The sequence below is a fragment of the Thermoleophilum album genome, from assembly GCF_028867705.1.
Taxonomy (GTDB): Bacteria; Actinomycetota; Thermoleophilia; order Solirubrobacterales; family Thermoleophilaceae; genus Thermoleophilum.
On sequence record NZ_CP066171.1, the window covers coordinates 133,799 to 150,089 of the forward strand.

The 16,291-nt window shown below is 70.0% G+C and carries 16 protein-coding genes, 1 tRNA gene and 1 pseudogene; 7 read left to right on the plus strand and 11 right to left on the minus strand.

Annotated elements, in window-relative coordinates; translation table 11 throughout:
* The first annotated feature begins 41 nt into the window (after positions 1–41).
* Positions 42–114: transfer RNA gene (locus JDY09_RS00605), tRNA-Val, on the plus strand.
* A gap of 31 nt (positions 115–145) precedes the next feature.
* Here the strand turns inward: JDY09_RS00605 and JDY09_RS00610 are convergent.
* Together JDY09_RS00610 and JDY09_RS00615 are read right to left on the minus strand one after the other, a co-directional pair.
* Positions 146–1,261 carry a tyrosine-type recombinase/integrase gene (locus JDY09_RS00610; RefSeq protein WP_274716881.1) on the minus strand — a complete coding sequence of 372 codons (1,116 nt, stop codon included), beginning with the start codon at positions 1,259–1,261 and terminating at the stop codon, positions 146–148.
* 742 nt (positions 1,262–2,003) lie between these two features.
* Positions 2,004–2,981: pseudogene (locus JDY09_RS00615) on the minus strand (recombinase RecA); the annotation flags it as partial.
* On the opposite strand from JDY09_RS00615, the gene JDY09_RS00620 reads away from it, so the two are divergent.
* Positions 2,971–3,462, plus strand: a complete 492-nt coding sequence (locus tag JDY09_RS00620; RefSeq protein ID WP_274716883.1) for a hypothetical protein — start codon at positions 2,971–2,973, stop codon at positions 3,460–3,462. The pseudogene JDY09_RS00615 and the gene JDY09_RS00620 overlap by 11 nt on opposite strands.
* 158 nt (positions 3,463–3,620) lie before the next feature.
* On the opposite strand, the gene JDY09_RS00625 is transcribed toward JDY09_RS00620, so the two are convergent.
* The 9 genes from JDY09_RS00625 to JDY09_RS00665 all read right to left on the minus strand — a co-directional run bounded on the left by JDY09_RS00625 (position 3,621) and on the right by JDY09_RS00665 (position 10,903).
* Positions 3,621–4,373 carry a hypothetical protein gene (locus JDY09_RS00625; RefSeq protein WP_274716884.1) on the minus strand — a complete coding sequence of 251 codons (753 nt, stop codon included), beginning with the start codon at positions 4,371–4,373 and terminating at the stop codon, positions 3,621–3,623.
* Complete coding sequence (locus JDY09_RS00630) at positions 4,370–4,975, minus strand: hypothetical protein (protein WP_274716885.1); 606 nt, start codon at positions 4,973–4,975, stop codon at positions 4,370–4,372. The genes JDY09_RS00625 and JDY09_RS00630 overlap by 4 nt, the downstream gene beginning before the upstream one ends.
* Positions 4,972–5,466, minus strand: coding sequence for a hypothetical protein (locus tag JDY09_RS00635; protein ID WP_274716886.1), 495 nt, complete (start codon positions 5,464–5,466; stop codon positions 4,972–4,974). The genes JDY09_RS00630 and JDY09_RS00635 overlap by 4 nt, the downstream gene beginning before the upstream one ends.
* Entirely contained in the window at positions 5,463–5,738 is a 276-nt protein-coding gene (locus JDY09_RS00640; protein WP_274716887.1) for a hypothetical protein, read from the minus strand. The genes JDY09_RS00635 and JDY09_RS00640 overlap by 4 nt, the downstream gene beginning before the upstream one ends.
* A 397-nt stretch (positions 5,739–6,135) precedes the next feature.
* Complete coding sequence (locus JDY09_RS00645; RefSeq protein ID WP_274716888.1) at positions 6,136–7,077, minus strand: hypothetical protein; 942 nt, start codon at positions 7,075–7,077, stop codon at positions 6,136–6,138.
* Positions 7,077–8,753, minus strand: coding sequence for an N-6 DNA methylase (locus tag JDY09_RS00650; RefSeq protein ID WP_274716889.1), 1,677 nt, complete (start codon positions 8,751–8,753; stop codon positions 7,077–7,079). Before JDY09_RS00650 ends, JDY09_RS00645 begins: the two co-directional genes overlap by 1 nt.
* A gap of 12 nt (positions 8,754–8,765) precedes the next feature.
* Entirely contained in the window at positions 8,766–8,891 is a 126-nt protein-coding gene (locus tag JDY09_RS00655) for a hypothetical protein (RefSeq protein ID WP_274716890.1), read from the minus strand.
* Between the two features lie 795 nt (positions 8,892–9,686).
* Positions 9,687–10,352: an NADPH-dependent FMN reductase gene (locus JDY09_RS00660; RefSeq protein WP_274716891.1), complete on the minus strand. Its 666-nt coding sequence runs from the start codon at positions 10,350–10,352 to the stop codon at positions 9,687–9,689.
* Entirely contained in the window at positions 10,349–10,903 is a 555-nt protein-coding gene (locus JDY09_RS00665; protein ID WP_274716892.1) for a YceI family protein, read from the minus strand. Before JDY09_RS00665 ends, JDY09_RS00660 begins: the two co-directional genes overlap by 4 nt.
* Before the next feature lie 164 nt (positions 10,904–11,067).
* Between JDY09_RS00665 and JDY09_RS00670 the strand changes: the two genes are divergently transcribed.
* From JDY09_RS00670 to JDY09_RS00690, 5 genes are all read left to right on the plus strand, one after another.
* Positions 11,068–11,517 carry a MarR family winged helix-turn-helix transcriptional regulator gene (locus tag JDY09_RS00670; RefSeq protein WP_274716893.1) on the plus strand — a complete coding sequence of 150 codons (450 nt, stop codon included), beginning with the start codon at positions 11,068–11,070 and terminating at the stop codon, positions 11,515–11,517.
* Positions 11,518–11,567: 50 nt separating this feature from the next.
* Positions 11,568–12,677, plus strand: coding sequence for a saccharopine dehydrogenase family protein (locus JDY09_RS00675; protein WP_274716894.1), 1,110 nt, complete (start codon positions 11,568–11,570; stop codon positions 12,675–12,677).
* Positions 12,678–13,141: 464 nt separating this feature from the next.
* On the plus strand, positions 13,142–13,987 hold the full coding sequence (locus JDY09_RS00680; RefSeq protein ID WP_274716895.1) for a CpsB/CapC family capsule biosynthesis tyrosine phosphatase: 846 nt from the start codon (positions 13,142–13,144) through the stop codon (positions 13,985–13,987).
* Positions 13,984–14,829 (plus strand): metallophosphoesterase family protein, encoded by an 846-nt coding sequence (locus tag JDY09_RS00685; RefSeq protein ID WP_274716896.1) that lies wholly within the window; start codon positions 13,984–13,986, stop codon positions 14,827–14,829. Before JDY09_RS00680 ends, JDY09_RS00685 begins: the two co-directional genes overlap by 4 nt.
* A 3-nt stretch (positions 14,830–14,832) precedes the next feature.
* Positions 14,833–16,281: a hypothetical protein gene (locus JDY09_RS00690; RefSeq protein ID WP_274716897.1), complete on the plus strand. Its 1,449-nt coding sequence runs from the start codon at positions 14,833–14,835 to the stop codon at positions 16,279–16,281.
* The last annotated feature ends 10 nt before the right edge of the window (positions 16,282–16,291 follow it).

The following is a 16,291-nucleotide window of genomic DNA, read 5'->3' on the forward strand; positions in this document are numbered from 1 at the left end:
CGCGGCCTGGGCCGCGGTACGCGCTACTCTCGTTCCCCCACGGGCGGTTAGCTCAGCTGGTAGAGCGCCTGCCTTACAAGCAGGAGGTCGCCGGTTCGAGTCCGGCGCCGCCCATGCTCGGAAAGGGACTTGCAAATCAGGCCCTTTACCGTCGCTCGGAGGGGTCGTCGGAGGACTCCACAGGCGCTTCTGAATCGACGGTGGTGCCCAATGGTGCCCAATCGGCACCCTTCACCAGCGCCCGCAGTCGCCTCTTCTCGTCCTCGCCGCGTCTCATCGCCTGCGCGTAGATGCGCAGCGCAAGCCGCGGGTCGCTGTGCCCCATCTGCTCCATGACGTCGGCGGGATCGTGGCCGAGCGCGTACAGGACGCTCGCGAACGTCCGCCGTAGGCTGTGGGGGGTGAGATGCGGCAGCGGAACCTCCCCGGCCCTCGCAAGCGCCTCGCAGGCCCTCTCCCGCGCCGCGGCGAGGATACGCCTGCGCACGTTGGACTCCGACGGCCTGCCGCCCGTGAGTGTGGGGAACACCCGATCGCAGGACTTTGGGCGGCGCCGCGCCTTCAGGTCGGAGAGGGCGTCCCGCAGGGCGGGCAGGAGATCCACGTGCCGGACGCCGGCGGCGGTCTTTGCCTTGCCGACCCTCACGCGGCCGGCGGCGAGATCGACGTCCCCCCAGCGCAACTCGAGCGCCTCCGAGATCCGGAATCCGCCGAACGCGAGCGCGGCGAGCAGCGCGTGACGGTGGCGCGTGCTCGCCGCGCGCGCCTCCCGGTCCAGCGCCGCCGCCGCGTCGAGAAGCGCGGCGATCTGCGCCGCCCGGTCCAGGGAGGAGCGCTCCGGTCTTGCGACCTTGAGTCTCCGCCTGCGCCCTCGAGCCGGGTTGCGATCAAGCCGCCCGTACTCCACCGCCGTCTCGAGGATGGACGCGAGCAGCACGAGGGTTTTGTTGATCGACTCGTTGGAGAGCGGGCGTGGCGTCTTCTCGCCCCGCGCCCGGGCGGCACGAAGCCGCTCGCTTTCCCGCACCTTCGCTGCCCTGTAGCGGTCGACGAGCTCGACGCTGATCTCAGAGAGGCGGTAGTCGGCGAAGAACGGGAGCAGGTGGTTGGACAGCCGCCAGCGGTAGCCCCTGCGGGTCTTGGGGGCGAGCTCCGGCTCGCGGGCCGCATACCATTGCGAGGCGAACTCGTGGAAGGTGGGCTCTCTCTGCGGCTCCGCGAGTTCGGGTGGCTCGTACGGTCGCCACAGGCCGCGCTCCACGTCGGCGAGGACGTGCCGGAGCTCCTCCTCGGCTTTCTGCCGCGTCCAACCGTCCTCGGACGTCCCCAGGGTGATGTAGCGGCGCTTGCCGTAGGCGCGGAAGCGCAGGGCGAACGTCGTCCCCCGCTTTCTTTCGCGGACGATGACCTCACCTCGCGGTTTCGGTGCCGCTTCAGTCCTCCTCGCTCTTCTGCCGCCTGAAGATACCCGCCGCGGGGTGGGGCGAGGGCCGCCGGCATCCCCCACGGGCGTGCCCGCACTACGGCGCGCGTTTGACACGGCCCGATGTGTGGGCGGCGACGAGGCCGCGGCGCGTCAGCGGCGCCTTCCCCGTACGGGCAGCAGCTCGACCGCCGGGGGCGTGCCAGACCGTCCCCTCCGTGGCGGCCTGGGTTTCGGCCTCGGCGGGCTGTCGAGCGCCTCGTCGGCCAGGGTAACGGCGCGCTCAGCGTCAAAACGCAGCCTTGCTCTGGGCCCGTCGCCGATGCGGATCGCCCCGAGGCGCGCCGCGTTGCGATACACCCAGTCGCGGGCCACGCCCAGACGGGCGGCCAGGGTGGCCGCGTCCACCAGTCCGCTTTGACGCGCCGTCCTCTCCTCGAGGATGTCCACGACCCGCCGGGAGATCGCGTCGATCGTCTCCGCGTCCGCCAGCCCGCTCGGCAGCCCTGCTGTGTCCTCCAAGGCGTGCTCCTCCGCCCGGTTGTTTCCGTCTACCTCTCCCGTCGCTCCAGGTCCGCCTCTTGCCCCCCTCAATTTCGGCGCACAGCGGCCGGGGGCGGCTCGCCCCATCGGCCGACAAGCGCCAGTGGGCGCCGGCGCCGCTGTTGGCCGTGGCTGCGGCCGGCTGGCCGGGCCGGTCGATCCCGAGGGCCTCGTAGATCTTGCCCTCGATCTCGGCCATGACATCGGGATGCTCGCGCAGGTACGCCTTGGCGTTGTTGCGCCCCTGGCCGAGCCGCTCGTCCCCGTAGCTGAAGAAGGCCCCGGACTTGCGGACGATGCCGTGCTCGACGGCGAGGTCGATGATGCAGCCCTCGCTCGAGATGCCGACGCCGTACTCGATGTCGAACTCGGCCTGCCGGAAGGGTGGGGCGACCTTGTTTTTGACGATCTTCGCCCGCACCCGGTTCCCGATCGTCTCGGTTCCCTCCTTGAGCGTCTCGATGCGGCGGATGTCGATCCGCTGGGAGGCGTAGAAGTTGAGCGCGCGGCCGCCGGGCTGGGTCTCGGGTGACCCGAACATGACTCCGACCTTCTCCCGAATCTGGTTCGTGAACAGGCAGACGGTGTTGGCACGGTTGAGGTTGCCCGCCAGCTTGCGGAGCGCCTGCGACATGAGCCGCGCCTGCAGGCCAACCTGCTGGTTACCCATCTGTCCCTCGATGACGATGGGTTTGGTGCCGCGCGCCAAAAGGTCGTCCTGCAGGCCAACCTGCTGGTTACCCATCTGTCCCTCGAGCTCGGCCCGCGGTGTCAGGGCCGCAACGGAGTCGATGGCGATGACGTCGATGGCGCCCGAGCGTACGAGGACGTCGGCGATCTCGAGGGCCTGCTCGCCGTGGTTGGGCTGGGAGACGAGCAGCTCGTCGATGTCGACGCCGATGCGGCGCGCGTAGGCGGGGTCGATGGCGTGCTCGGCGTCGATGAAGGCGCACACGCCCCCCATCTTCTGGGCCTGGGCGATGATCTCGTAGACCAGGGTCGTCTTGCCAGACGAGGTGGTACAGGCCCGGCTCTTTGGGCGGCAGGATGTCGACGACGACGCCCTCCGCGCCGCTGAACAAGCCGTTGAGAATGCCCGCGCCAACCTCGAACTCATCAAGGCCAACATCAGCATGGCGGCGCGAAAACCCGACCTCTGGGAAGAGGCCGTCGAGCGAGCCGAACGGGCCCTTCGCGACGCTCAGGTCGCCCAGCAGGAACTACTCGCGGAGGTGCGCCCGCCAATCGCCGTCCCGCGCGAGTTCAAGTGGGACGACCTGGACGTCGAGCAGCAGCGCGCACTCATCGCGGGTGCGGTCGATTGCATCTTCGTCCGTTCAGGCCGCGGCCTGCCTCCGGAGCGCCGCACGCTCATCCTTTGGAAGGGCCAGGCGGCCGAGTACGAGTTTGACCTCCCCGGCAAGGGGCGGCCGGCCAAGGGACCCATCCAGCCCATCGACTGGGACGACCCGGTAGCCGGGGTAAGCGTCTCGTAGCACCCCGAGCGCAGCGGCCCGCAGACGCTCGCGGGCCTCAGCAGGCATCGGCGTCTGCCCCGGGAGTCGCCTCGTCGCGGCAACGCGCGACGTTCGGTCCGGGCTCTCATGCACTTCGAGCCTCTTCCTGGGGCCCGGGTTGTTGCTGCCGGGGGGCGTCACACGGCGAAGCTACGCGCTTTCGGGCCGGCGACCGCAACCTCTGCGAACGTTTTTCGCCGCCTCCCGACCTGCGGGTCTGCCTGCCCAGCTCGCCCAGCAGGCCCGCTGTGCGGCACGGCTCGCTCAGAACGTGCGGCGACAGCCTCCGCGAAGCCTGGCTCTCCCATCGTGTCCCGCACCCACCGGGCAAAGCAGGTCAGTGCGTCTTCCAGAGAGGGGTTTCCGTTCGCGGCTCCTACCGCGACGAGCAGACCGGCTGCCTGGCGGAGGTAGAGAGTGCAGTCGGTCGGCACCGGCGCTCGCCGGCTCAGCTCACGCACCGGCCCGAAGCTCTCGCCGTTGAGCCCGCGACAGGTCGCAAGCGCGGACCACCATCGCGCCGCAGGACGCCGCTCCACCCGCGCTGTCTCGCCTTCCCGCCGCAAGACCAGCCAGCGCGAGAGCAAGTGCGCCCACACCTCGTCCAGGTGCCGACCCAGCAAGGTGCCCGGATTGGAGGGGAGGTGGCCATCGTCCGCCGCGAGCTGCCGCAAGAACTCTGCCCGCACCTCGAACTCGATGCGCCACACCTGGAAGCCGTGACGCGCCGGCTCGTAGCCAGCTCGTTCCCACACCTCCCGGATCACGGCGTTGTCAGGCGCGTGCTCCGTCTTGTCGTAGATGCGTGCGTACACGGGCCGTCCGCGCTTGCCGAAGGTCAGTCCCGTCAGCCGCCGTCCGAGGTGACGCGTCGCAGCAGCTCCGCTCATGTCGCATCCGCCCAATCCCATCCGTCTCCGTCATGTCGGCTCCCGCGCACGCGAGCACGCGTCGTGAACCGGTCGAGGTGCGACGTGGTCAGCTCGACACCAGCCACATCGGCCGCGAGATCGAGCCGAGAGATACGCCACACGGGCTCTACGTCCGGCGCTTTGCCCTCGACGAGCTGAAGCGGAAACCGCTCCACCGACGCCCGCGCGGCCCGATAGGCGTGCAGCGGTCCGACGCGCAGCAGGTAGTCAGCTCGGAGCTGCACGCAGAAGCGTGGCACTACGGCACGTGGCGGGGCTACGAAGATCACCCAGGCTGAGCAAGCGAGCGCGTATCGGTAGGCCCTCCGTAGAGCCGTCGGCAGGAGCAGCACGGGCTCTGCCTCCAGACCCTCGTCCCAGTGCCACCCAGTCGCCACTGGGCCAGACGGCACCGTGGCGCGCGCTCTCGACTTGAGCCGCGAGAGCTTGAAGTCCAGTTCATCGGACGTGCGGCCACCGCAGAGCATCGGCACCTGCTCCACCGCGCAGGAGAGCTCCAGAGCGTCGACGTGGAGGCTCAGGAGCACGGCGCCATCCCCGAGTTCGCGCACGGTGCTCACTTAGCGTCCTCGCTCCAGCTCGTGGCCGCGCGGAACACCGCCCAGCTCGCAAGATGAGCGAGCTGAAGCAGGCGGAGCCGATCATTGGCCGTGCTGACCCCGGTGAGGTTCGGATGGAGCGCTCGGCCCTCAAGTACGCGCTCCATCGCGGCGCGAATGCTCATCCCCGGCTTGAACAGCAGGGAGGCGATGCGCCAGCACTTGGAGGCGAGCGTCGACCGGTCGTCCTCCGCGAGTCCGTCGAGGACCCCCGTCCCTTCCAGCGCCGCCCACGCACGGTCGTACAGCACCGTGATGGCCACGGGATGCAACGGGAAACAGACACCCGCAGGCGGCCTCTGCCACAGATCAACCTCAGCCTGCAGCAGCGGCGCCGGCAGCGGTGTCGGCACCTTCAAGCTGGCGTCGTGCAAGACGACCACACGACCGTCGGACGACAGCCGCCCCTTCGGCGGGCGGGCCTTCGGCCGCTGCCACCGCGACGCACTCATGACGCCTCCCGAGCACGCGCGAACGCTGCGACGACCGCCTCGCGCGACACCGTCGCCACCAGCTCACCACGAGCACGCCCGGACCGCACGGCCTCGACATGAAAGGCGATCGGTGTTCCAATCCGAAGGTCCGGCAGGTCGTCGGCCCCTCCATCAAGCCAGATCACCAGCGACTGACTCAGCCGCGCCGGATCGCGCAGCTCGACGATCGTGCGCTTCTCACCCGCCTTCGTCGTGATGGTCCGCGGGCGATCACCCAGGAGCCACGTCAACGCCAGTCCTCCCACAGCGCCAGCGGGACGGGGCACAGGCGGAACCGTCTTTGGTGCAGAAGCCACGTTGAGCAAACCTCCAGGTCGGTCGTTGACTGGCCCGACCGTGCGCTCGCGCCCCTGAAAGCCGCTGGTTCTTCGCAACAGTTGGCGCATTCGTGACCACCCCACTAGGCGTGGTGGCGTTTGCGGGGGTCCTAATAAAGCAGGACCGGCACGTCGTCAGCCACCCACCCGCTGCGGCACGCGCGCCGATCGACGCGACCAGCGAGCGTCCTGGCCGGCCCCTGGCGGACACTCATGCAGGCCAGCAGCCAGCGCCCGGCGACCACCGTCGGCGACGCCCCACACGTCCGCGGACTCGGAGACCGCTGGCCTGGCGCCGCTAGGCGTCGGCTCATTCGAGCTCTTCGTCCTCGGCCTCGTCCGGGAGTCCGCCCGGGGGCGTCCCGTCCCGTCGGCGACGCACCTCTACATGCTCCGTGATGGGACTCCGATCGAGCACCGCGCCGATCAGGTCCTGGAAGAAAGTCCGCGCGTCCAGCTCCGGCGCGGGTTGATCGATGTGCGTGACCTTCGGCTCCTCAGCTTCGTCGTCCCAGTCGGCCACCAGCAGCATCGTGGCGTCGAAGGCCTCACCCTTTCGGCGCAGACGAGCGAGGATGTCGAAGAGGATCGCGTAGGCCCCTTCCTCGTCGTAGATCGTGCGGCGAACAAGGTACGCGTAGCCCATGGCGGCCATCGGGTGGCGAGCGCGGAGGCTCTTGACCTCCCCGACAGCCTCCTCGTGCCGGTTCTTCAGGTTCTTCCGGTAAGACGAGAACATCGTCTTCGTCGACACGAGCAGGTCTGGGCCGCGGCGCCACGACGAGATGGCCACGTCGATCTGCTTCGAGTAGAAGTCACCCAGGATGTACGCGCTCGGCGCACCGGGCAGCTTCCCGTCGAGTGCACGGATCGCCTGCCGTAGCTCCCTCGGCTTCACCCGCTTGCCCGATTCCTGCTCAATCCTCCGAAGCTCCTGCTGGAGGTGGTCGAGGCCCGCTTCGACAGGAGCGAGGTCATCAGGGAGAACCCGCGGACGCCGAACGCGTGGCCAGACTGCGTCTGGCGGGAAGCCAGCACGTCGCAGCTCGTGCGCGATCCATGCATCGAATGCCTTGGCGGGCCGGCCACTCTCCTGCTTGTCGCCAGCTGAGATCGGCTTCGACAGCAGCTCCGCCAGCAGGTCGAGGTCGGGCACGTAGGCGCCGTTCTTCCAGGGCGACTTGTTGGTGTCCGCCTCCTGGAGGAGCGGCTCGAACGGTGTGAAGTCGTCCTCGTCCTTCTTCTTCGCCATCAGTCATCGCGCCTCGTCCGACGACGCCGCAGCAGCGCGGCCGCCTCGCGGAGACCCGCCACCTCCGACGAGCTCAGCCCGACAGTACGACACAGCAGCGCGTCGTCGACCTCACGGACCACCTCGCGCCACTCACCTGCTCGCACCAGCTCGTCGAGCTTGGCCCTGTGTGCCTCAAGGAGCGACCACGCCCGCTCCAAGACGTCCGGCCGCGGAACCGGGAGCTCAGCGGCCTCACGCGGCTCCATCTTGAGGATCCCACCCCCATAGGACCGGCCGTAGATCTCCGCCCCGAGCATGGTCACGGAGTTGTAGGTCAGCAGGGGCAGCGCCTCGCGCACGAGCGCCGGAGCATCACTCCGGAGCATCACCCCATGCATCGAGTTGACCAGGGAAACACCCGCCTCATTCCGGATCAGACGCGGGTACCGGTGACTCATGTACGTGAAGAAGAGATCCGGCGGGGGAACAACCGGTGGCTTCCACCACGGCTTACGGACCGAGCACTTGTAGGCCTCGTGCACCCCCAGCTCCTCCCCGTGCGCGATGTATCGCGCAAGCCCGCCGGATGGCCTCTTCACGGACGGGTTGAGCAGCCAGACGCGATGGCCTTCCAGCTTGAGCTGTTCCCAGCGGCCACGGGTGAACCGGGTGCCTCGAAGGTGCTTCGTGCCCGGCGGAACGATGGGAGTCAGGTGCTGTCGGCCGATGTCGTACCGCGCGCGTGTAGCCTCCGACAGCGCGAAGAAGTCGTTCGCGCCCGTCACCGTGCCGAGCTCTGGCTGACCATACGCCGAGAGCGGCGTGTAGTGAGCGGACGCAACCTGCCGGAACAGATGCCGACGCTCGCCCGGCAGCAGGAGGTCCGTCCACTTCCCACTCGGGTGAGGAGCGACAGCAGTTCCGTCAAAGGGGTGGAGATGCTGCAGCTCGTCTGCATCGCGCACTTCGTGGAGAGCGAAGGCATCGCATCCACCGCTGCCGCGCGCCACGAGCAGCACGACCTGCTCCTCCGCGTCCGCGAACTGGAGCTCCCTGAACAGGACGAGGTGCACCGCCTGGAAGCGCCTCCGCAACCACTGACGCACCGGCTCCGCATACCCGACCGTCAGCAGCTCAGCCGGGAGCACCATTGCGACGCGTCCTTCCGGTTTCAGGAAGGCACACGCGTGGACAAGCAGCGCAGCCCAGGAAGACGCGAGTCCGCTGAGACGCACGCCCTGCGCGAGGGCGGCGGCCGCAGACTTCGCCCGGACGCTCCCGCGGTGCTCGTGGTACCGCACGAACGGCGGGTTGCCCACCACGGCATCCACCCAGGGAAGACGAGCTCCAAGCTGTGCGGGCGTCGGCTGATCGAAGAAGTCCCCGCACAGCAACGTCGCTTCATGCCCGTCCGCTGCCAGTAGGCGCGACGCCTCGACGAGCGAGTCCTGATGGAGGTCGACTCCAAACAGCTGGTTCCGAATGTCGCCGGGCGTCGCTCCAGCTACAGCCAGCCGCCGGGCGGCCGCCTGCAGGAACACGCCCTCCCCGCAGGTGGGATCCAGCAGCGTGGCATCACGCCGGCCAGCAAGGGCCCAGGCGACGAGGAAGTCAGCGATCGGGTACGGCGTGAAGTACGCCCCGCGTTGCTTGCGCAGATCCGGGGTGTCGCCAGGTAGCAGCCGAGCCTCCATCGGCCGCGAAGCCTAAGCCCCGGACCGGTCGGGATGAGGCGATGTGAGCCAGGCGGCGATCGCGCCCGATAGGGCGGCGGCGGCGTAGTGGCGCAGGGCGGACGCCTCGACGCTCCCGCCCGCTCGTCCCTTACTCATCGCTCATCGCTCCTCCTTGAGTTGTTTCCCGCACGCTACTCCCGGTGCCCGACGGTACGTGCACCCGCTCCGCCGACGGCCGGGAGCGCCCTGCGCCCGGCGCGCGGTCGTTGTTGGGCGCGGCGGCGGGTAGCTCGACATGGTGGGGCTTGCGGGCGGTCGGGGCTGCCGCGCCATTGGGCACCAGAACGTTTCTGGTGCCCAATGCTCACCTCATCGGCCGCAAATTGCGGGGATTTGAAGGAGACCCTGCGAGAGGTCCGGCATCGCGGTTTTCGTCTCTACGATGCGGCTGGCGGCGGTTGCGGCACATGCTTGGCCAGACGCCTTACAAGCAGGAGGTCGCCGGTTCGAGTCCGGCGCCGCCCACTCGCAAAACCCCTGCAAAACGCGGGGTCGTGTCGCGGTACTCCGCACGCTTACACCAGGCGTAGCGCCGGGGGTTGCGGTTGTTGGCGACACGCTCGGTCCTGCGCATCGCCGTGACGGTCCTGCTTTCGCACGCGAGGGCCGCGCTGTTTATGGGCGAGTGTCTCAGAGACCTGCGACCGTGTGACTGTCGGTCGTGGCGGCGAGCGTCGGCGGCAGCACCCCGAGCCCGTATGTGCTCCACGCCAGCGGCGCCTCTGCCTACCCCATCGTCGTCGACCTGTTGTTCGGCGTGGTCGGATTTCTCGCGCGCTGGTGCGTCCAGGGTGCGATCGTGGACTCGCGCGTTGAAGGGTCTGGCGCGATGCGCTCGGCTGGGCGACGCGCCGTCGATCGCGCCTCCGGTGCTCGCGCCAGGCGGGTCGGTCAGGCTTCGCGCCTGCCGGGGGTGGTGGATGCAAAAGTGGGTTCGCTGCCCTCGGATCGCGCCGCCTCGGCAAGCTCCCTGAGCAGCTCGCGCAACGCCTGGGCCGTCGCCTCGTCCGCCAGCTCCTCGCCGGAGAAGCGCTGGTCGATCTTGCCCACCGGCAGCTCCCGCTCGAGCGGCCGCGCGCCGGCGATCATCAGCGCACGGCGAGCGACCTGTTGCGCCCACAGCGCGCCGAACGACGAGACGCTCCCGCCCGTCACAGCCGCCGGCTTGCCGGCGATTGGGGCTGCGCCGGCAGGGCGCGACAGCCAGTCGATCGCGTTCTTGAGGGCGCTCGGCGGGGCGCCGTTGTACTCCGGCGTCACCAAAAGCAGCGCATCGGCCCGCCTGGCTTCGGCGCGTAGCTCCTCCACCGCCGGGCCGGGAGCGTGCTCGAGCTCTTCGTTGTAGTGGGGCAGCTCTGTCAGGCGTTCCCACAGCACGACCTCCACACCCGGTGGCGCCAAGCTCTTGGCAGCGAGCGCCAGCCGCCGGTTCCACGAGTTCCTGCGCAGGCTGCCGACGAGCGTGAGGATGCGGAGCGGCCGGCCGGCGGCTTCGCCGCCGGCCGGGACGCTCCTAACGCCCTCCACGGTGCTGCTGTCGGTCGGTGGGACGGTCACTGCTTCTGCGCCTCCACCTCTAGCACCAACGTCACTTCGTCACCGAGCACCTTGGTGCCGTTCTCGAGCGTGGCGTCCCAGGAGAGGCCCCACTGCTTGCGATCGAGCGCCCCCTGTGCCGCAAGGCTCACACGCGGCTTTCCCTGCATGTCGACAGTCGCTCCGCGCAGCTCGACATCGAGCGCCACCGGGTGGGTCGCGCCGCGCAACTCGAAGTCGCCCTCGACGCGCCAGCGCCCCTCGCCCGTCCGCTCGATCCGCGTGGCGCTGAAGCGCGCCTTCGGGTAGCGCTCGGTCCAGAAGAACTCCTCGCTGCGCAGATGCTGGGCGAGCGTCTCTTCGCGCACGTCGACACTCGCCACGTCGATCTCACCCTCCACGCCCGCGAGCTCGCCGCTCTCGTCGAACCGCAGCGAGCCCGAGAAATCGCGGAAGCGGCCGCGGAAACGCGAGATGCCGAGATGCTCGACCTCGAAACCCACGGTCGAGTGGATCGGGTCGATCGCGTACGTGCCCGGTTCGACCTGCGTTTTGGTGGCGCTCGTGCTCATCTGCTGACCTCCTCGTTTCGTACGTATGACGTGGCCATCAGTGCCCGTGGCGGCAGTTCGTTGCGTACGCACTGGTTGCACCCGCAACCATATTCGCGTCGAAGAGGTTAGCAACGCAATCATTGCGTACGCAACGAACGCTTGAGCGGGCGTAAACTTGGCTTGTGACCAGCCACCGCGACGCTTGGCACGCGCTCATGGACGCGCACGCGACCGTGGTCTGCGCGGTCGAGCGGACGTTCGCTGCCGCCGGTCTTCCACCGCTCGGATGGTTCGAGGTGCTGGCGGCGCTCGCTACCGCAGAAGGGCAGATGCTGCGTCCGCGCGAGCTTCTCGACCACGTGCGCCTGTCGAAAAGCGGGCTCACACGCCTCGTCGACCGCCTCGAGGAGGCAGGCCTTGTCGAGCGTGCGCGCTGTCCCAAGGACCGGCGCGGGTACCACGTCGTGCTCACCGCCGCCGGACGCGCCACCTACGAGCGGATGGCTCCCCTCTACGAGGAAGTGCTTCGCCGCCACCTAAGCGAAGCGATCAGCGCCGACGAAGCTTCCGACCTGGCGAGCCTGCTGCGCCGCCTCGCGACCGACCCGGGAAAGGTCGCCTCCGGGAGCTAGGAACGCGTCACAGAACGCGGCACACGATCCGCCTGTACGATCCGCGGTCAGTGGCAGGGCGGATCGTCCTTTTCGGCGCTTCCGGATACACCGGCGCTCTGACCGCCGAGGCGCTCGTCGAGCGCGGTGTCCAGCCTGTCCTGGCCGGGCGCGATCGCATGAAGCTCGAGCGGTTACGCGCGCGCCTGGGCCGCGACGATCTCGAGATCGCCATCGCCGACGCGAGCGATCCCTCCTCCGTCGCCTCGCTTGTCGCGGGCGGCGACGTGCTCGTCACGACCGTCGGCCCGTTCCTGCGCTATGGCTACGCGGCGCTCGAAGCGGCCGTCGCGGCACCCTGCGTCTACATCGATTCGACGGGCGAGCCGCCCTTCATCCGCGAGGTCTTCGAGCGTTACGGGCCGCGCGCCGCCCGCTCCGGCGCGGTCCTTTTGACGGCTCTCGGCTACGACTACGTGCCAGGGAACCTGGCCGGCGCGCTGGCCCTCGAGGTGGTCGGCGAGGACGCGGTGCGGGTCGACGTGGGCTACTTCGTCGACGGCCGTCCGACGCCCGACGCGATGAGCGGCGGAACGCGCGCGTCGCTCGCCGGGGTCGCCGGAGAGCCGTCGTTCGCGTTCCGCGGCGGGTCGCTCGCGACCGAGCGCGCGGCGCGCCGCGTGCGCACCTTCGAGCTCACGGTGGGCAACCGCAAGGGCATCTCGGTCGGTGGCAGCGAGCACCTTGGCTTGCCGCGCTCCTTCCCGCAGCTCGAGGAGGTCAACGTCTACCTGGGGTGGTTCGCCGCACTGTCGCGCCCGATGCAGGTCGTGTCGGCGGTTGGCGGAGCGTTGCGGCGCCTGCCCACGGCGCGTGCCGCCACAGGGCGGCTGGCCGACGTCCTCCACAAGTCCGGCGAGGGACCGAGCGAAGCCACACGCGCACGGGTGGGGTCGCGCATCGTCGCCTGCGCCTACGACCGTTCGGGTCGCGAACTCGCGCGCGTCGAGCTAGCCGGCGTCAACGCTTACGACTTCACCGCGCGCATGCTCGCGCTCGCTGCCCTACGGGCGAAGGAGGGCGCGATCAACGGGTCGGGAGCGCTCGGCCCGGTCGAGGCGTTCGGGTTGCGCGCGCTAGAGCAGCTCGTAGAGGAAGCCGGTATCCGCCGCGTGGCCTGACGCGGCGCGCGGCGACGGCGCGGTGCGCCACTGGTCCGCCAGCGGCGAGCGCTAGGCCGGCGAAAAAAGCCGCGTTGTCGAACGCCAGCGTCCCGACGATCGCCACAGCCGCTCCAGCGATAGCGGACACGCGCTCGACGCGCGTGAGCTCGGAGGCTGTCTCCTCGTTTGTGGTTCGTTCCATTCCCATCGTCATGGCGGGAGGATCGGCGGGCGACGCCGCCGCCCGGTTAAGCGCCCGCGACCGGCCTGTGAACGTTCCGTGAAGAGGCGACACTTGCGCCGCCGGACGTGCGACCCACGCGACGGTCGGTCTTTCACCGAATCGCAACGACTCGTTGACGCGCGCTTCACGGAACGCTCTGCGCTGCGCGCGATCCTCCCCGTAGATGCACGGAACGCACAACCAAGTCGCGCGGCCCGTACGGCCGACAAGCAGAGCGCAAGGGCGGGACATCAGCCCGGTGCAGACCGACCTGCACTTCCACCTCTTGCCGGGAATCGACGACGGGCCCGACAGCCCCGAACAGGCGCTCGCTCTCGCGCGCGCGGCGGTCGCCGACGGCACCGGAACGGTAGTCGTGACGCCGCATCTGCGGCGCGACCACGTGCGCGACCCGCGCGCGATCGTGCGCGCGGCGGTCGATTTTCGCCGCCTTCTGCGCAGCAACCGGATCGACCTCGAGATCGTCTGCGCTGCCGAGGTGTGCGCTGACCTCGCGGCGACTCTCCCGCCTCGGGCGCTCGGCGCGGTCGCCTTCGGTCCGCTGGCGGCGCCGTGCCTGCTGGTCGAGTGTCCGTTCGAAGGTGTCTCGCCGGCGTTCGTGCGCGCCTGCGACGACCTTGCTCGGCGCGGATTTCGCCTCGTCCTCGCGCATCCCGAGCTGTGTGAGCTCGACGGCGCGGGCGAGCGCCGTCTGCGCGAACTGCTCCGTCGCGGCGCTCTACTGCAAATCAACGCGCTCTCGATCGTCGGGCGTCACGGCCCGGTCGCGGAACGGCGCGCGCTCGACCTCGTCGCGCGCCGCATGGGCCACCTCGTTGCCTCGGACGCCCACGGCCCTACGCGCCCCCCGACGCTCTCGGCCGCATCGGCAGCTTTGCTCGCACACGGCTTCTCGTCGCGGCACGTCCGGCGTCTCGTCCACGAGACCCCGTGGCGTTTGGTACAAGCGGGCGAGCCCAACGCGCGCCCGTGCCCGCCCGGCTTCCCCTCCCCGCCGGGCCGGGCGGGTGACGACTTCGCGCAAGCGGGAGCCGATGCGACCGGCCCTTGGCCGGTCGCTAGGCTCGCCGCCCAGGCAGCGTGACCGTCATCGCGCAAATATCGGATCTCCACGTGGGCGGGGCGCGCTATGAGCCCGCGCTGCTCGACCAGGTGCTGGCCGAGATCGCCGAGCTCGCTCCGGACCTCGTGGTGGTGTGTGGCGACCTCACCGACGAGGGCTACCCCGATCAGTACGAGGTCGTCAAAACCGCGCTCGCTCGCCTCGATGGTCTGGAAGTGGTGGCCGTGCCCGGCAACCACGACGCCAAGCACGTCGGCTATCTCCACTGGGAGGCGATGCTCGGCGAACGCGAAACCACGCGTCGCCTCACGATCGACGGTGAAGCGGTGACGATCGTCGGGGTCGACTCGAGCAAGCCCGACATCGACGAGGGCGAAGTCGGCCGCGAGCACTACAAGCCGATCCAGGAGGCGCTCGCCGCTCCCGCCGACCTGCGCGTTTTCGTCTGCCACCACCATCTCTTGCCGATTCCGGGCACCGGCCGCGAACGCAACCAGGTCGCTGACGCCGGCGACGTGCTCGCGCTGCTCGGGGCGAACGGGGTGGATCTCGTGCTCGGCGGCCACCGGCACGTTCCCTTCGCCTGGCGGATCGGCGGGCTGGTCGTCGCCCACTCCGGTACGGCCGCGTCGCTGCGGACACGCGCCTTCCCCCACCCCGCCTACAACGTGATAACTGTCGGCCCGGAGTCGATCGCCGTCGAGCTGCGCGTTCCCGGCGGCGAGCGACAGGCGCTCGCGACCTTCCCGCGCCAGCGACCAACACAGGCCAACGGCTGCGTGACACCGGGGCTGCCGCGGCAAGGGTTCGAGTGGCTCGTCGATCCGGTACGCGCCTCGGGCCGAGCGCTGCGTTTCAGCTAGAGGGTGCAGCGCCGGCACGTTCTCGGAGCTGCCTCGGCGGCCGCGCTCGCGCTGGCGAGCACCGCATTGTTGCCCGCCCAACCCACGTACGACCCCTGGGCGTGGGTGGTGTGGGGACGCGAGCTGGTGCAGGGCAGCCTCGACACGAGCGCCGGTCCTTCCTGGAAACCGTTGCCGCCGATCGTCATCGCTGCGCTGTCTCCGTTGCGTCTCCTGAGCGAGACCCTGCCCGCGACGGTGTGGGTGCTCGCCGTGCGCTTCGCTGCGATCGTCGGCATCGTGTTGACCGCCCGCCTGGCGGTCGCGCTCGCGCGCTCCGCGTGGCCCGAGCGGCGCGATTTCGCCGTGCCGGCAGCCTTGCTCGCCGCTGCTGCACTGCTGGCCGGGGGCGGTTTTCTGCGCTACTTCGCAGCCGGCAGCGACGCGCCCCTCGCCGTGTCGTTCGCGGCGCTCGGCGCGCTCGCGCTTCTGTCCGGTCGGCCACGCCTCGGCGCCTGTGCGCTTGCGCTGCTCGTGCTCGTGCGACCGGAGGCGACACCGATCTTCGCGTTCGTCGCCTGGCGAGCGTTCTCGCCGCGCGCTGCCGCCGCTGCGCTGGCGGCGGTCGTCGCGCTGTGGACGGTGCCCGAGTGGGTCGGCTCCGGCGACCCCCTGGGCGCTTTCAAGCAGGCCGCGTCGCGGCCGTCGTGGGCAGCATCCAACGCCGACGATCCGGTTCTCGCTTCGCTCGGAGAGGCAGCGCGCCTCCTCGGTCCGGTGACGCTCGCCGGTCTCGTTGCGGCGTCGCTTGCGCTGTTGGCGCGGCGCACGCGCGCAACGGGCGCCGCTAGGTGGCTCCTAGCCATCACGTTCGCCTGGGTCGCAGCGGTCGCTGCGAGCACCGCCCTCGGCTTTTCCGGCAACGCTCGCTACTACGCGCCGATCGTGCCGCTCGCGGCTGCCCTTGCCGCCGTCGGTCTAGTGCAGGTCGTAGCGTTCGTCGACGGCCGGAGTGCGCGCCTCTCGCCGCTCGCCGCTCTGGTGCCGGGAGCTGGGCTGCTGGTCGCCGGGGCAGCGCTTGTCTCGAGCTTCGGCGCCGTGCGCGAGCGGATGGACGCCGAGGCGTCGCTCGCCCGCGCTCTGGCTGCTGCGCCGGCGGCGATCGGCGCGCGGGTGCCGGCGAGCAGCGAGCGCGAGGGCTTGGCTGGCGCCCGCCGATTGATCGAGGCTGGAACGCTGCGCGTCGATCGTCCCTTCCAGACGCACGCGGCGTACATCCTCGGCGTGCCGATCGTCGCCGTGGAGCGACCGCGGCGCAAGCTGCCGCGCTACGCGCTCGACCACCCGCGCATCCCGACCGCGAACGAGCGGCGCGGTTCTCAGCTGCGCGCGAGCCTCGGGCGGGCAGCGCGCGAGCGATGGCGGCTCCTGGCGACGATCGACGGCTGGCGGATCATTGTGCGCAGCGACTAGCCCGGCTAGC

Excerpts from the sequence above, each read along its gene's own strand:
- JDY09_RS00650 (WP_274716889.1), bottom strand. The coding sequence starts at position 8,753 with ATGGAGGCTCGGCTGCTACCTGGCGACACCCCGGATCTGCGCAAGCAA.
- JDY09_RS00665 (WP_274716892.1), bottom strand. The coding sequence starts at position 10,903 with ATGAGCACGAGCGCCACCAAAACGCAGGTCGAACCGGGCACGTACGCG.
- JDY09_RS00635 (WP_274716886.1), bottom strand. The coding sequence starts at position 5,466 with ATGAGTGCGTCGCGGTGGCAGCGGCCGAAGGCCCGCCCGCCGAAGGGG.
- JDY09_RS00625 (WP_274716884.1), bottom strand. The coding sequence starts at position 4,373 with ATGAGCGGAGCTGCTGCGACGCGTCACCTCGGACGGCGGCTGACGGGA.
- JDY09_RS00655 (WP_274716890.1), bottom strand. The coding sequence starts at position 8,891 with ATGAGTAAGGGACGAGCGGGCGGGAGCGTCGAGGCGTCCGCCCTGCGC.
- JDY09_RS00645 (WP_274716888.1), bottom strand. The coding sequence starts at position 7,077 with ATGGCGAAGAAGAAGGACGAGGACGACTTCACACCGTTCGAGCCGCTC.